The organism is Halomonas sp. M4R1S46 (assembly GCF_025725685.1).
In the GTDB taxonomy this organism is placed as follows: Bacteria; Pseudomonadota; Gammaproteobacteria; order Pseudomonadales; family Halomonadaceae; genus Halomonas.
The window spans coordinates 825,770-838,668 of record NZ_CP107008.1; the positions used below are offsets into that span (position 1 = coordinate 825,770).

The following is a 12,899-nucleotide window of genomic DNA, read 5'->3' on the forward strand; positions in this document are numbered from 1 at the left end:
CAAGCTTAAGGCTTAAAGCTCCGCCGCACAGCGGCGGGTCAATCCATGTTGCGGGAGTAGAAGATCTCCAGCATCTCCTTGCGCAAACGGCCCTCGATGTCCCGGGCCTCCTCGAAGGTGATGTCCCGCCGGGAGGTGCCGAACAGGTAGTTCTCCAGCTCGAAGTCCTTGAGCAGCATCTTGGTGTGGAACATGTTCTCCTGGTACACGTTCACGTCCATCATCTGGTAGGCCTGCTTGGTGTCCTCGGCCAGGTAGTCCTGGATGGAGGTGATGTCGTGGTCGATGAACAGCTTCCTGCCGTCCACGTCCCGGGTGAAGCCGCGCACCCGGTAGTCCATGGTCACGATGTCGGAATCGAAGCTGTGGATCAGGTAGTTCAGCGCCTTGAGCGGGCTGATGTGGCCACAGGTGGAGACGTCGATATCCAGGCGGAAGGTGCTGATGCCGTTGTCCGGGTGGGATTCCGGATAGCTGTGCACCGTGACGTGGCTCTTGTCCAGGTGGGCGACCACGGTCTCGGGCAGCGGGCCCGGGCCCGGCTCGAGCTGCTCCGGATCGGTCTCCTCCAACTCGTGCTCGGCGATCAGGATGGTCACGCTGGCGCCGTGGGGCTCGTAGTCCTGCCGCGAGATGTTGAGCACATGGGCGCCGATGATGTTGGTCACATCCTTGAGGATCTGCGTCAGCCGCTCGGCGTTGTAGAGCTCATCGATGTAGTCGATGTAGGCCCTGCGCTGCTCCTCGGTCTTCGCGTAGCAGATATCGTAGATGTTGAAGCTCAGGGAGCTGGTCAGGTTGTTGAACCCGTGGAGTCGGAGATTGTCGGTCACGTCCGAGCCTCCCTCTGTGGCAGATGATGTCATCCCGACGTGTGGCGCCGGAACCCAGGCGTTCGAAAGGCGCGTATTATGCACAGCCACCGATGACGGCGCACCCGCCGGCCCCCATTTTTTTCGCTGCCCCGCGTCACCGTCACGTGACGAATCGCAGGCGCCGCTACCGTGTTCCCCCTCAGTCCTCGACGATGGTGAAGGAGTGCGTCACCTCGACGCCCCCCTTGGCCAGCATGATCGAGGCGCTGCAGTACTTGTCGGCGGACAGCTCCACGGCCCGCTTGACCTGCTTCTCCTTGAGGCCCTGTCCGCTGACGGTGAAGTGTACGTGGATCCTGGAGAACACGCTCGGCACGCTGTCGGCGCGTTCGGCCTCGACGCTGGCCACGCAGTCGCTGACCGGGGCCCGGGACTTCTCGAGGATCTCCAGGACGTCGAAGGAGGTGCAGGCCCCCAGCCCCATCAGCAGCATCTCCATGGGCCGCGGGCCGGTGTTGCGGCCGCCGTGGTCGGGCGGGCCGTCGATGACCACACTGTGGCCGCTCCCGGCCTCGGCGACGAACTGGCGACCGTCGGTCCACTTGACGCTGGCTTTCATGGGCAGGGGTTCCTTCTCTCAATGGTGGATGCGAATGGCCCGGCATGGGGTCAGGCAGCATAGCAGCTGCTGGCCGCCGACTCAGCCCCCGGCCCCGCCGAGGGCCCGGTCCAGGGCCGCCAGGCGCGCGGGGGTGCCCACGTCGACCCAACGGCCGTGATGGTGGTGGCCGCCGACCCGGCCCTCGGCCATGGCCGCGCGCAGCAGCGGCGCCAGGGCGAAGGCGCCGTCGGGCCGGTCGGCCACCAGGGCCGGGTCGAGCAGCGCCAGGCCGGCATAGGTCAGCCGGGGCTCGCCCCGTTCGCGGACCCGCCCCGCGGCGTCGAGGTGGAAGTCGCCCTCCGCGTGGTGGTCGGGGTTGTCCACCAGCACCAGGCGTGCCAGGTCGTCGCCCAGCGGTGCCATGGCGAGCGGTGTGACGTCGCACCAGACGTCGCCGTTGACCAGCCAGAAGGGCGCCTCGCCGAGCAGCGGCAGGGCGCGGCGGATGCCGCCGCCGGTCTCCAGGGGCGCCTCCTCGCGGCTCCAGGCGATGCGCACGCCGAAGTCTCGGCCGTCGCCCAGGGCCGCGATGATCTGCTCGGCGCGATAGCTGACGTTGATTACCACATCGACGATGCCCGCGGCCGCCAGCCGCTCCAGGTGGTGCACGATCAGCGGCTTGCCGGCCACCGGCAGCAGCGGTTTGGGGCAGTGGTCGGTGAGCGGTCGCATGCGGGTGCCGAGGCCGGCGGCCAGGATCATCGCCTTCATGCCGACGCCTCCCGGTCGAGCCCGTCCGCGGCGAGGCGTGCCATCAGCGTGGGGCGGAAGCGTTCGGCGAGCCAGGCCCGGAAGGCCGACTGGCCGTCGAGCTCGACCAGGGCGTCCTCGAGGTGGGCGAGGAAGTGCGGCAGGCGGGCCAGGTACCCTTCGCGGTGATCACGCAGGGTCAGGCGGCAGAAGATGCCCAGCACCTTGAGGGCGCGCTGGGCGGCCATGGCCGCCGCCTGGCCCCGGAAGGCCTCGGGCGAGAGCGTGGCCGGCAGCCGGCCGTCGGCCACGGCCCGCCGCCGGAAGGCCTCGATCCAGGCAGCGCGCCGCGCCGGCGCGAAGCGACAGTAGCGGCCATGCAGCAGCGAGATCAGGTCATAGCTGAGCGGGCCGGCCACGGCGTCCTGGAAGTCGATCAGGTACAGCCGGTCGTCCTGGACCATCAGGTTCATGGCATCGAAGTCCCGGTGCACGGTGACCACCGGCTGGGCCAGGGCGGCGTCGATCAGCGCCTGGCGCAGCGCCGGCCAGCCCGGCGGCGTCTCGAGGGCCAGCCAGCGCCCCAGGCACCACTCGGGGAAGAGATCCAGCTCCCGCCCCAGCAGCTCGGCGTCGTAGGCCGGCAGCCCGTCCGGGCGGGTGCGGGTCTGCAGCGCGTCGAGCAGGGCCAGGGCGCGCTCGTGCCAGGCCAGGGTCGCCGGGCCGTCGTCGCCGTCGAAGCCGGCCTGCAGGGGGGTGTCGCCCAGGTCGTCGAGCTCCAGGAAGCCGGCCGCGAGGTCGACGCCGTGCAGCGCCGGCACCGGCAGCCCCGCCTCCCGCCAGCGCCGGGCGATGGCGACGAAGGGGGCGCTGTCCTCCCGGGCCGGCGGCGCGTCCATCAGCACGCGGGTGGTGCCGTCGGGCAGGGTCAGGCGGAAGTAGCGTCGGAAGCTGGCATCGCCGGCGGCCAGGCGCAGGTCGAGGGCCTCGGGGGCGAGCCCGTGGCGGGCGGCGGCCCAGTGGCGCAATCGCTGGTGGCGCGGGAGGGCATCGGCCTGTGGCATCTTCACCTCTCGGTCGTCGGGTGGCGGGGCGTCGGTTGACGGCCCCGGGGCGGCGCCGCATGCTGAGGCCCGACGTCGTCGGCGAAGACAGGGGCTCGTCGGCGGCACAGGTCGCACGGGGCCTGTATAATACCGATTCCCCCGGCCAAGGACATCGTGGAACATGGGCAAGCGACCCTCATGGACGGCCCTGGCAGGCCTAGTGACCTCCAGCGTGATGGCGAGCCCCCTGCTGGCGGCGCCCCCCGAGTCGCTGCCGGCGGCGCAGCTCGACTGGCGGCCCTGGGGCGAAGACCGCCCGGCCGGCGCCCTGTGCCGGGGCCGCTACGTGGTGCCGGACTACCGCCTGGCCGCGCCCCCGGCGGGGCGCGTGGCCAGCGAGGCCGACAGCGGCCAGTACGGGGCGGACGGCGAGACCCTCCTCAACGGCGAGGTGGTGCTGCGCCGCGGCGACACCCAGCTGGAGGCGCCGCGGGTGCGCCTGCCGGCCTCCCGGGAGCGGGTCTTCGCCGAGGGGCCGGTGGCCCTGCGCGACCGCAACCTGCTGGTGCGCGGCGCGGCCGCCGAGTTCTCCCTGGAGAGTGACGATGCGCGCATCGACACCGCCCACTACGTGGCCCACGAGCAGCGCCTGCGCGGCGATGCGGTGCGCCTGGCCCGGGTCGCCGAGGACCGCTACCGGCTGACCGAGGCGAGTTTCACCACCTGCGAGCCGGGCAGCGACCTGTGGCGCCTGGTCGGCAACGACATCCTGCTGGATCGCCAGCGCGGCTACGGCACCGCCACCCATGCCCGGCTCGAGGTGGGCAAGGTGCCGGTCTTCTACTGGCCCTGGGTGCGCTTTCCGCTGGACGACCGCCGCCAGACCGGCTTCCTGTGGCCGACCCTGGGCTTCTCCGGCGATTCCTTCGATTATGCCCAGCCGTTCTACTGGAACATCGCCGCGAACCAGGACGCCACCCTGACGCCGCGCTGGATCAGCAACCGCGGCTGGCTGATGGGCGCCGAATACCGCTACCTGCTGCCCGGCGACGCCGGCACCCTCGAGGGCGCCTACATCGCCGACGACCGTCTGGCCGGCGAGGAGGCCTCGGCGGGCTCCGAACTGGAGAACGGCGACGCCCGCTGGTACATCGATGCCCGGCATGCCGGCCGCTTCGACCCCCGCACCCGCTACCAGCTGCGCTACGGGGCGGCCAGTGACGGGGCCTATTTCGACGACTTCGGCCTCACCTTCGGCGAACAGGACACCGACAGCCTGGCCCGGCTGGCCCGTCTCGACTACCGGGGCGACGTCTGGCGGCTCGAGGCCAAGGCCCAGGGCTACCAGAAGCTCGAGGACCCGCTCGACGAGGGCGACAAGCCCTTCTATCGGCTGCCGAGCCTGACCGCCAATGCCCGCTGGCGCCAGGACACGGGCTTCTATCAGGAGTGGGGCTCCAACCTGACCTACTTCTGGCGCGATATCGAGGGCGACGAGAATGGGCGCTACGATTTCCGGGACGGCCAGCGAACGATCCCGATCCGCGAGGCGGCCAACGGCTCGCGCCTGCGCCTGACGCCCGCCACGGGCTGGCGCTTCGACGACACCTGGGGCTTTCTCGAGCCGCGCCTGGAACTGGCCCATATCGCCTACGACCTCGACTACGGGGCGCGCGACACCGAGCGTTCCGAGGGGCCGTCGCAGACCGTGCCGATCGCCTCACTGGACGGCGGCCTGGTCTTCGAGCGCGACCTGGCGCTGGGCGGTGACGCCTTCCGCCAGACCCTGGAGCCGCGCCTGAACTATGCCTATGTGCCGGCCCGGGACCAGAGCGACTTCCCCGACTTCGACACCAAGGAGCGGGCCTTCTCCTGGAACCAGCTGTGGTCGCCGTATCGCTTCACCGGGGGGGATCGGGTCGGCGATCTCAATCGCTTCTCCTACGGCACGGAGTCGCGCCTGCTGGAGGATGCCAGCGGCCGCGAGCGGCTCTCCCTGGGGGTGGGGCAGGCGGTCTACTTCGAGGACCGCACCATCGACCTGGGCGGCGATCCCGACACCCTGCCCAGCGAACAGAACTTCCCGCGCTTCTACGACGCCACCCGGGACCGCTCGCCCTGGGTGACCCGCCTCGACTGGCGGGTCACCGACCACTGGCGCACCCGCTGGGAGTGGCTCTACGACGACCACCTGTCGCGCACCGAGCGCACCTCCCTGGGACTGCAGTACCGGGCCGATGCCGGCCACGTGCTGAACCTTGGCTATAACTGGGAGCTCGAGGGCTTTTCCCCCGCCGAGGACGCGGAGGACGTGCGCGGCTATGACCGCGAGGACTACGACCTATCCTTCGCCCTCAAGGCCACGCCGCGGCTCGACGTGATCGGCCGGGTGCTCTACGACAACACCAACGACCGGATGCTGGAGCAACTGGCGGGTGTGCAGTGGAACGACTGCTGCTATGGTCTGCAGCTGGTCTGGCGGGAGTGGATCGACGACGAGGACACCGCCAACACCATCGCCGACGACACCACCGACCGCGGCTTCTTCCTGCGCTTCGTGTTCAAGGGGCTCGGCGGCGTCGGTGGCGAGGCGGACACCCATTTCCGGGAGGCGATCCCGGGCTATCGCAGTACTGCCTTCGGCCGACCCTGAGGCAACCGACACCGATGAGAGGAAAGACAGACATGCGCAGTCGACAACTCGCCACCCTGATGCTGGGCCTGTGCCTCGCCCTGACGCCCCTGGCCGGCCTGGCCCAGGCGCGTCAGCCGCTGGACCACATCGTGGCGGTGGTCAACGAGGGCGCCATCATGGCCTCCCAGCTCGAGGATCGCCTCGCCCAGACGCGCAACCGGCTGAGGGCCCGGGGCGTCGAGCTGCCGCCCGAGGCGGCGCTGCGCGAGCAGGTGCTCGATCGCATGATCGTCGAGGAGATCCAGCTGCAGATGGCCCGCGAGGCCAACCTCAGCGTCGACGACACCGAACTCAACCGCCAGGTGCGGGCCATCGCCGAGGGCAACAACATGACCCTCGAGCAGTTCGCCGACGCCCTGGAGGCCGACGGCCTGTCCCTGGGTGTGGTCCGCGACCAGGTGCGCCGCGAGCTGCTGATGCGCGAGCTGCAGCAGCGTCGCGTGGCCAGTCGCGTGAACCTCTCCGAGCGGGAGGTGGAGCGCTACATCGAGCAGCAGGGCGGCAGCGTCAGCCGTGACCAGGCCCGCGAGGCGCTGTTCCAGCGCAAGGTGAGCGACGAGATGGAAGCCTGGATCCAGGAGATCCGGGCCGACGCCTTCATCGACGAGCGGCTCGAGCCCGGCTCATGAGGGCGTCCCCGGTGCTGGCGCTGACCACCGGCGAGCCGGCCGGCATCGGCCCGGAGCTCGCGGTGATGCTGGCCACCGATACGCCGGCCGCCGGTACGGCGGACCACCGGGTCGTGGCGGTGGGCGATCCCGACCTGCTGGTCGAGCGGGCCGCGGCCCTCGGCCGGCCCCTGGAGGTGGTCGAGCTGGCCCCGCACGAGGCGCCGCCGGCGCCCTGCCCGGGGCGCCTGCCGGTCTGGCCGGTGCCCCTGCGCGCGCCCTGCCGGCCGGGCGTGCTCGACACCCGCAACGCCGACTATGTCCTCGAGACCCTCGACCGGGCCATCCACGGCTGTCGCGACGGCGAGGCCGCGGGGCTGGTCACCGCGCCTTTGCACAAGGCCGTGATCCTCGAGGCCGGCCATGCCGGCTTCCGCGGCCATACCGAATACCTGCGCGACGCCTGTGCGGTCGACGAGGTGGTGATGATGCTCGCCACCGACCGGGCCCTGCATGCCGAGGCCGCCGGCTGGCGGGGCGGCAGCGCGCTGCGGGTGGCCCTGGCCACCACCCACCTGCCGCTGCGCGAGGTCAGCGACGCCGTGACGCCCGAGCGGCTGACGCGGATCCTGCGCATCCTCGACGCCGACCTCAAGCGCTGGTTCGGGGTGGCGGCGCCGCGCATCGCCGTCTGCGGGCTCAACCCCCATGCCGGGGAGGGCGGTCACCTGGGCCGCGAGGAGCTCGAGGTCATCGCCCCGACCCTGGCGCGGCTGCGCCAGGACGGCCTGACCCTTGACGGACCGCTGCCGGCGGATACCCTGTTCACCCCGCGCCACCTGGCGGGCGTGGACGCGGTGCTGGCCATGTATCATGACCAGGGCCTGCCGGTCCTCAAGTACGCCGGCTTCGGCCGCGCCGCCAACATCACCCTCGGCCTGCCGTGGGTGCGGACCTCGGTGGACCACGGCACGGCCCTGGACCTGGCCGGCCGGGGCGAGGCCGATCCCGGCAGCCTCGCCGTGGCCGTGGCGCTGGCCGCCGACATGGCCCGCCGCGGTCGGGGGTGAGAGCATTTTCCCAGCGTTTGGCAAGATGCAGGTGAGCCCCGGGATAACTCATCGTCGCTTCTCATCTTGGCACCGCTTCCGATTCGAACAGAAGGACACAGTCATGGCATCCCGCCCCCAGGGTCATCGCGCCCGCAAGCGCTTCGGCCAGAATTTCCTGCGTGACCCCGGCATCATCTCGCGGCTGGTGCGGGCCATCGGTGCCCGCTCCGGCGAGCGGCTGGTGGAGATCGGCCCCGGCCAGGGCGCCCTCACCGAGCCGTTGCTCGAGGCGGCGGGGGGCCACCTCGAGGTGATCGAGCTGGACCGTGACCTGATCCCCGGGCTGCGCGTGCAGTTCTTCGACCGGCCGGGCTTCGTCATCCACGAGGGCGACGCCCTCAAGGTCGACTTCCGGGCCCTGCGCGGCGACGGGCCGCCGCTGCGGGTGGTGGGCAACCTGCCCTACAACATCTCCACGCCCCTCATCGGCCACCTGCTCGAGGCCGGCGATGCCGTGGCCGACATGCACTTCATGCTGCAGAGGGAGGTGGTGGAGCGGCTCGCCGCCCCGCCCGGCGGGACCGATCGCGGTCGCCTCTCGGTGCTCGCCCAGTACCACTGCCGGGTCGAGTCGCTGTTCACGGTGCCGCCGGAGGCCTTCGTGCCGCGGCCCAAGGTGGAGTCGGCCATCGTGCGGCTGAGCCCCCATGCGACCCTGCCCCAGGCGGCCCGGGACGAGGCGCTGCTGTTCCAGCTGGTGCGCGAGGCCTTCGCCCAGCGCCGCAAGACCCTGCGCAACAATCTCAAGGGGCGCCTCGCCGCCGGCGACCTGGAGGCCCTGGGCATCGACCCGGGCCGCCGCCCCCAGACCCTCACGGTGGAGGAATTCGTGCGTATCGCCAATCACCTGTCCGCGCAAGGGGAGGCGTCATGACCCCGTCATCGCTGGGCGACGAGATCCGCGTCGACGTCGAGCCCGCCTTCCGGGAGGACGAGTCCGCGCCGGAGGAAGAGCGCTTCGTGTTCAGCTATACCATCACGGTGCACAACCATTCCGGGCACAGCATGCAGCTGCTGGCGCGCCACTGGAAGATCACCCAGGGCAGCGGCAAGGTGCAGGAGGTGCGGGGCAAGGGCGTGGTCGGCCAGCAGCCGATGATCGGCCCCGGCCAGACCTTCCGCTACACCAGCCGGGCGATCCTCGACGGCCCGGTGGGCGTGATGGAAGGCGCCTTCACCTGCGTCGACACCGCCACCCAGCGGCCCTTCGAGGTGGCCATCGCGCCCTTTCGCCTGGCCGGTCCCAACCAGGTGCACTGAGCGCCGTCACCCACTGTCGACACGGAGGGCCCATGTCCACCTATGCCATCGGCGACCTGCAGGGCTGTCACGCCGAATTCGTCGCCCTGCTCGAGCGGCTGGCCTTCGACCCCCGCCGCGACCGACTCTGGCTGGCCGGTGACCTGGTCAACCGGGGCCCGGGGTCGCTGGCCTGCCTGCGCGAGGTCAAGGCCCTCGGCGAGGCGGCCCAGGTGGTGCTGGGCAACCATGACCTGCACCTGCTGGCCGTGGCCCGGGGCGGGGCGCGGGCCAGGCGCAAGGACACCCTGGCGGCGATCCTCGAGGCGCCGGACCGGGAGGCGCTGCTCGACTGGCTGCAGAGCCGTCCGCTGCTGGTGCGTGACGGCGATACCCTGATGAGCCATGCCGGTCTGCCGCCCCAGTGGGGGCTCGACCAGGCCGAGCGCCTGGCGGGGGAGCTGGAGAGCGCCCTCGGCAGCGAGCGCTCCGGCGCCTTCCTGCACGACATGTACGGCAACGAGCCGGCCTGCTGGCGCGACGACCTGGACGGCATCGATCGCCTGCGGGTGATCGTCAACACCTTGACCCGCATGCGCTTCATCGATGCCCGGGGCTGCCTCGACTTCGCCGCCAAGGAGGGGCTCGACAGTGCCCCAGCGGGCTTCGCACCCTGGTTCCAGTACCCCCGGGACGACGATCCCCGGCTGCTGTTCGGCCACTGGGCCGCCCTCCAGGGCACCACCCCGGGCAGTCGCGTGCGGGCCGAGGCCCTGGACACCGGTTGCATCTGGGGCGGGGCCCTGACGGCCCTGGACCTGGCGACCGGCGAGCGGGTCAGCGTACCCGGTCGCCACTGATTTCCCTTCCCGACCCGGAGACTCCGATGACCGCCGCGACCTTCCAGCACCTGGACATTCCCACCCTCGGCACCTGGCTCGAGGGGGACCGGCCCCTCACCCTGGTCGATATCCGCGACCCGGCAAGCTTCGCCGCCGGCCATATCCCCGGGAGCCGCCACCTGGACAACGACAGTGTGCCGGCCCTGCTGGCCGAGACGCCCCGGGAGACGCCGCTGGTGGTGGTCTGCTACCACGGCCACTCCAGCCAGCAGGCCGCCGCCTGGCTGGCCGGCCAGGGCTTCGGCGAGGTCTACAGCCTCGACGGCGGCTTCACCGGCTGGCAGCACCGCCATCCCGAGCGGGTGGAGGCCTGAGCCATGCCGGGCCGCCGTGACGGCCTCCTCGAGGGGCTCGAGGTCTACCGGGTCGGGGGGGCGGTGCGCGACGCCCGGCTGGGCTGGCCGGTCACCGATGTCGACTGGGTGGTGGTCGGCGCCACGCCCGAGACCCTGACGCGGCGCGGCTTCAGGCCCGTGGGGCGAGACTTCCCGGTGTTCCTGCACCCCGAGACCCACGAGGAATTCGCCCTGGCACGCACCGAGCGCAAGTCGGGCCACGGCTACACCGGCTTCGAGGTCCAGGCCAGCCCCGAGGTCACCCTGGAGCAGGACCTGGCCCGCCGCGACCTGACCATCAATGCCATGGCCGAGACCCCGGAGGGCGAGCTGGTGGACCCCTATGGCGGCCTCGCCGACCTCGAGGCCCGGGTGCTGCGCCACGTCTCGCCGGCCTTCGTCGAGGATCCGCTGCGGGTGCTGCGCACGGCCCGCTTCCTGGCCCGCTATGCCGGGCTCGGCTTCGTCATCGCCGAGGAGACCCGCGCGCTGATGCACGAGCTGGTGGTCAGTGGCGAGCTCGCCCACCTGGTGGCCGAGCGGGTCTGGGTCGAGACCGAGAAGGCCCTGGGCGAACCCTGGCCCGACGTCTACTTCCAGGCGCTCCACGACTGCGGGGCCCTGGCGGTGCTGATGCCGGAGCTCGCCGCCGATGCCACGGCGCTGGACGAGGCCCTGGGGCGGCTGCCATGCCTGCCCGAGGACATCCCCGCGGAGGAGGAGCCGCGCTGGCGCTGGGCCCGCCTGGTGGAACACCTGGAGGGCGAGGCGCGTGAGACCCTGGCCGAGCGCCTGAAGCTGCCGAAGGCGCCGCGTCGGCTGGCCGATCAGGCGGCCCGGACCCGGACGCTGTGCGCGGCGGCCCGGGCGGGGCGGCTGGACGGGGGGAGGGTGATGGCCTGGCTCGACGGCATCGATGCCTGGCGGCGGGCCGAGCGGGTGTCGCCGCTGATCGCCCTGGTCAGCATGGACGCCCCCGGCCTGGCGGCGGATTTGGCGCTGGCCTGGCGCCTGGCCGCGCAGATCCTGCCCCGGGGGCTGGTCGAGGAGGGCTACAAGGGGCGGGCGCTGGGCGAGGAGCTGGCCCGGCGTCGCCGGGCGGTGATCGACGAGGTGCTGGCCGAGGGCTGAGCCTCAGTCCTCGCCGGACAGGGCCTTCCCCCGCCAGACGAAGGACACCGGCCAGAGGGGCTGCTCCTCGGCGTCGAAGGCCTGCCACAGCGCGAGATAGTGCTCGCCGGTAACCGGGTGACGGGTGTCGGGCAGCAGTTCCGCCAGGGGCCGGAGCATGAAGGCGTGGTGCAGGATATCGGCCCGGGGCAGCGGCACGCCGTCATGCTCGCCGGTCAGGGCATCCACGCTGAGCAGGTCGATATCCAGGGTGCGGGGGCTGAACTTGGGACTGTTCGGGCGCCGGCCGTTGGCGAATTCCAGCCGCTTGCACCAGGCCTGCAGCTCGCCCACCGACCAGTCGCTCTCGAACACCGCGACCAGGTTGTAGAAGTTGCGGCCGTCCTCGAAGCCCACCGGCTCGCTCTCGTAGACCCGCGAGATGCGCAGGGCCGGGAAGGTCTCGGCCAGGGCGTCCAGGCAGACGCGCACATGGTGCTCCCGCTCGATGTTGCTGCCGATGCTGACGCTGACCCGGGCCATCAGGGTCCCGCTCCGCGCTCGATACGCACGCCCACCGCACCGGCGGCGGGCACTGCGCCGGGCTTGCGCAGGGTGAGGCGCAGCCAGGGAATGGCGAACTCCTGGCGCAGGGCCTCGGCGAGGCGCTCGGCGAAGGTCTCGACCAGCGCGAAGCGGTGCTGGGCGCCGAACTCGGCGATGCGCGCGCTGATCGCGGCGTAGTCGAGGGTCCGCGTGAGGTCGTCACCCGCCGCGGCCGGGCGGATGTCGGTGGCCAGTTCCAGGTCGAGCACCAGGGTCTGGGTCAGGGTGCGTTCCCAGTCGTAGACGCCGATCACGGTGTCGACCTTCAGCGCTTCGATCAGTACGAGATCCATCGAGGGCTCCCCGAGCGGTGGGCAGGACGGTGATAGTGCCGGATTGGCGGCCGATTGTACGACAGCGCGTCGCGAGACGACAGCGGGCGCCGGCTGTTCCGGCCGGGCCATGGCTGGCAGAATCGTGACCGAACCCTCCGCGAGACACCGTCGTGCTGGCACAACTCGAACTGACGCTGCCGTTGATGGCGCTGGGCTATCTCAGCGGCACCTGGCTCGGTGCCCTGACGGTCTGTCGGCTGGCCCGGGTGGGCGACCCCCGCCTGGCGGGCTCCGGCAACCCCGGCTTCTCCAACGTGCTGCGCCTGCACGGCCGTCGCCTGGCCCTGGCGACGCTGCTGGTGGATGCCACCAAGGGCATGCCGGTGCTGGGCCTGGCGATGCTGCTGGGCCTGCCCCCCTGGGCCCAGGGATTGGTCGGGCTGGGCGTGCTGCTGGGGCACAGCTACCCGGTCTGGTATCGTTTTCGCGGCGGCAAGGGCGTGGCCAGCGCTTTCGGGGTGATGCTGCTGCTGACCCCCTGGGTGGCGCTGTGCTGTGCGCTGCTGTGGTGCCTGCTGGCCTGGCGGATGCGCACCGCGGCCATCGCCTCGCTGGCCAGTGCCGCCGTGGCCCCCCTGGTTGCCATCTGGCTGGCGCCGGACTATGTCTGGGTGGTGATCGTCTTCACCCTGCTGGTGCTGGTGCGCCACGTGCTCAATATCCGTCGGCTGGGGCGCGGCGATGAGCCGGAACTATAAGCTGGAAGCTTGAAGAGCGCGGCTGCACCACTGGAAGAGGGAAGACC

The 12,899-nt window shown here is 71.4% G+C and carries 15 protein-coding genes; 9 read left to right on the forward strand and 6 right to left on the reverse strand.

Annotated features, from left to right (window positions below; translation table 11 throughout):
- Positions 1 to 38 precede the first annotated feature (38 nt).
- From speD to OCT48_RS03955, 4 genes are all read right to left on the reverse strand, one after another.
- Entirely contained in the window at positions 39 to 833 is a 795-nt protein-coding gene (speD, locus tag OCT48_RS03940; protein ID WP_183382814.1) for an adenosylmethionine decarboxylase, read from the reverse strand.
- Between the two features lie 181 nt (positions 834 to 1,014).
- The gene (locus tag OCT48_RS03945) at positions 1,015 to 1,434 is read right to left on the reverse strand and encodes an OsmC family protein (protein WP_263591432.1); all 420 of its coding nucleotides are present in this window, start codon (positions 1,432 to 1,434) and stop codon (positions 1,015 to 1,017) included.
- A gap of 81 nt (positions 1,435 to 1,515) precedes the next feature.
- Positions 1,516 to 2,187 carry an N-acetylmuramate alpha-1-phosphate uridylyltransferase MurU gene (gene murU, locus OCT48_RS03950; RefSeq protein WP_263591433.1) on the reverse strand — a complete coding sequence of 224 codons (672 nt, stop codon included), beginning with the start codon at positions 2,185 to 2,187 and terminating at the stop codon, positions 1,516 to 1,518.
- On the reverse strand, positions 2,184 to 3,230 hold the full coding sequence (locus OCT48_RS03955) for an aminoglycoside phosphotransferase family protein (protein ID WP_263591434.1): 1,047 nt from the start codon (positions 3,228 to 3,230) through the stop codon (positions 2,184 to 2,186). Before OCT48_RS03955 ends, murU begins: the two co-directional genes overlap by 4 nt.
- A gap of 163 nt (positions 3,231 to 3,393) precedes the next feature.
- Between OCT48_RS03955 and OCT48_RS03960 the strand changes: the two genes are divergently transcribed.
- From OCT48_RS03960 to OCT48_RS03995, 8 genes are all read left to right on the forward strand, one after another.
- Positions 3,394 to 5,865 carry an LPS-assembly protein LptD gene (locus OCT48_RS03960; RefSeq protein ID WP_263591435.1) on the forward strand — a complete coding sequence of 824 codons (2,472 nt, stop codon included), beginning with the start codon at positions 3,394 to 3,396 and terminating at the stop codon, positions 5,863 to 5,865.
- 32 nt (positions 5,866 to 5,897) lie between these two features.
- A complete protein-coding gene (locus OCT48_RS03965) occupies positions 5,898 to 6,536 on the forward strand; it encodes a SurA N-terminal domain-containing protein (RefSeq protein ID WP_263591436.1) in 639 nt (212 codons plus the stop codon).
- Positions 6,533 to 7,585: a 4-hydroxythreonine-4-phosphate dehydrogenase PdxA gene (gene pdxA, locus OCT48_RS03970; RefSeq protein ID WP_263591437.1), complete on the forward strand. Its 1,053-nt coding sequence runs from the start codon at positions 6,533 to 6,535 to the stop codon at positions 7,583 to 7,585. Before OCT48_RS03965 ends, pdxA begins: the two co-directional genes overlap by 4 nt.
- Positions 7,586 to 7,688: 103 nt before the next feature.
- Complete coding sequence (gene rsmA / locus OCT48_RS03975) at positions 7,689 to 8,501, forward strand: 16S rRNA (adenine(1518)-N(6)/adenine(1519)-N(6))-dimethyltransferase RsmA (RefSeq protein ID WP_263591438.1); 813 nt, start codon at positions 7,689 to 7,691, stop codon at positions 8,499 to 8,501.
- Positions 8,498 to 8,887, forward strand: coding sequence for a Co2+/Mg2+ efflux protein ApaG (gene apaG / locus OCT48_RS03980; protein ID WP_126483535.1), 390 nt, complete (start codon positions 8,498 to 8,500; stop codon positions 8,885 to 8,887). The genes rsmA and apaG overlap by 4 nt, the downstream gene beginning before the upstream one ends.
- A gap of 32 nt (positions 8,888 to 8,919) precedes the next feature.
- Complete coding sequence (locus OCT48_RS03985) at positions 8,920 to 9,726, forward strand: symmetrical bis(5'-nucleosyl)-tetraphosphatase (protein WP_263591439.1); 807 nt, start codon at positions 8,920 to 8,922, stop codon at positions 9,724 to 9,726.
- 26 nt (positions 9,727 to 9,752) lie between these two features.
- Positions 9,753 to 10,082, forward strand: a complete 330-nt coding sequence (gene glpE, locus OCT48_RS03990; protein WP_183382823.1) for a thiosulfate sulfurtransferase GlpE — start codon at positions 9,753 to 9,755, stop codon at positions 10,080 to 10,082.
- 3 nt (positions 10,083 to 10,085) lie between these two features.
- Entirely contained in the window at positions 10,086 to 11,234 is a 1,149-nt protein-coding gene (locus OCT48_RS03995; RefSeq protein WP_263591440.1) for a polynucleotide adenylyltransferase, read from the forward strand.
- Positions 11,235 to 11,237: 3 nt separating this feature from the next.
- On the opposite strand, the gene folK is transcribed toward OCT48_RS03995, so the two are convergent.
- Together folK and folB are read right to left on the reverse strand one after the other, a co-directional pair.
- Positions 11,238 to 11,756 carry a 2-amino-4-hydroxy-6-hydroxymethyldihydropteridine diphosphokinase gene (gene folK, locus OCT48_RS04000; protein WP_263591441.1) on the reverse strand — a complete coding sequence of 173 codons (519 nt, stop codon included), beginning with the start codon at positions 11,754 to 11,756 and terminating at the stop codon, positions 11,238 to 11,240.
- The gene (folB, locus tag OCT48_RS04005) at positions 11,756 to 12,112 is read right to left on the reverse strand and encodes a dihydroneopterin aldolase (protein WP_263591442.1); all 357 of its coding nucleotides are present in this window, start codon (positions 12,110 to 12,112) and stop codon (positions 11,756 to 11,758) included. The genes folK and folB overlap by 1 nt, the downstream gene beginning before the upstream one ends.
- Before the next feature lie 152 nt (positions 12,113 to 12,264).
- Here folB and plsY point away from each other — a divergent pair, with 152 nt between their 5' ends.
- Entirely contained in the window at positions 12,265 to 12,852 is a 588-nt protein-coding gene (plsY, locus tag OCT48_RS04010) for a glycerol-3-phosphate 1-O-acyltransferase PlsY (protein ID WP_263591443.1), read from the forward strand.
- Positions 12,853 to 12,899: the final 47 nt, after the last annotated feature.

Excerpts from the sequence above, each read along its gene's own strand:
- glpE (WP_183382823.1), top strand. The coding sequence starts at position 9,753 with ATGACCGCCGCGACCTTCCAGCACCTGGACATTCCCACCCTCGGCACC.
- OCT48_RS03985 (WP_263591439.1), top strand. The coding sequence starts at position 8,920 with ATGTCCACCTATGCCATCGGCGACCTGCAGGGCTGTCACGCCGAATTC.
- folB (WP_263591442.1), bottom strand. The coding sequence starts at position 12,112 with ATGGATCTCGTACTGATCGAAGCGCTGAAGGTCGACACCGTGATCGGC.
- OCT48_RS03960 (WP_263591435.1), top strand. The coding sequence starts at position 3,394 with ATGGGCAAGCGACCCTCATGGACGGCCCTGGCAGGCCTAGTGACCTCC.
- pdxA (WP_263591437.1), top strand. The coding sequence starts at position 6,533 with ATGAGGGCGTCCCCGGTGCTGGCGCTGACCACCGGCGAGCCGGCCGGC.
- folK (WP_263591441.1), bottom strand. The coding sequence starts at position 11,756 with ATGGCCCGGGTCAGCGTCAGCATCGGCAGCAACATCGAGCGGGAGCAC.
- OCT48_RS03965 (WP_263591436.1), top strand. The coding sequence starts at position 5,898 with ATGCGCAGTCGACAACTCGCCACCCTGATGCTGGGCCTGTGCCTCGCC.
- OCT48_RS03955 (WP_263591434.1), bottom strand. The coding sequence starts at position 3,230 with ATGCCACAGGCCGATGCCCTCCCGCGCCACCAGCGATTGCGCCACTGG.
- OCT48_RS03995 (WP_263591440.1), top strand. The coding sequence starts at position 10,086 with ATGCCGGGCCGCCGTGACGGCCTCCTCGAGGGGCTCGAGGTCTACCGG.
- rsmA (WP_263591438.1), top strand. The coding sequence starts at position 7,689 with ATGGCATCCCGCCCCCAGGGTCATCGCGCCCGCAAGCGCTTCGGCCAG.
- OCT48_RS03945 (WP_263591432.1), bottom strand. The coding sequence starts at position 1,434 with ATGAAAGCCAGCGTCAAGTGGACCGACGGTCGCCAGTTCGTCGCCGAG.
- apaG (WP_126483535.1), top strand. The coding sequence starts at position 8,498 with ATGACCCCGTCATCGCTGGGCGACGAGATCCGCGTCGACGTCGAGCCC.
- murU (WP_263591433.1), bottom strand. The coding sequence starts at position 2,187 with ATGAAGGCGATGATCCTGGCCGCCGGCCTCGGCACCCGCATGCGACCG.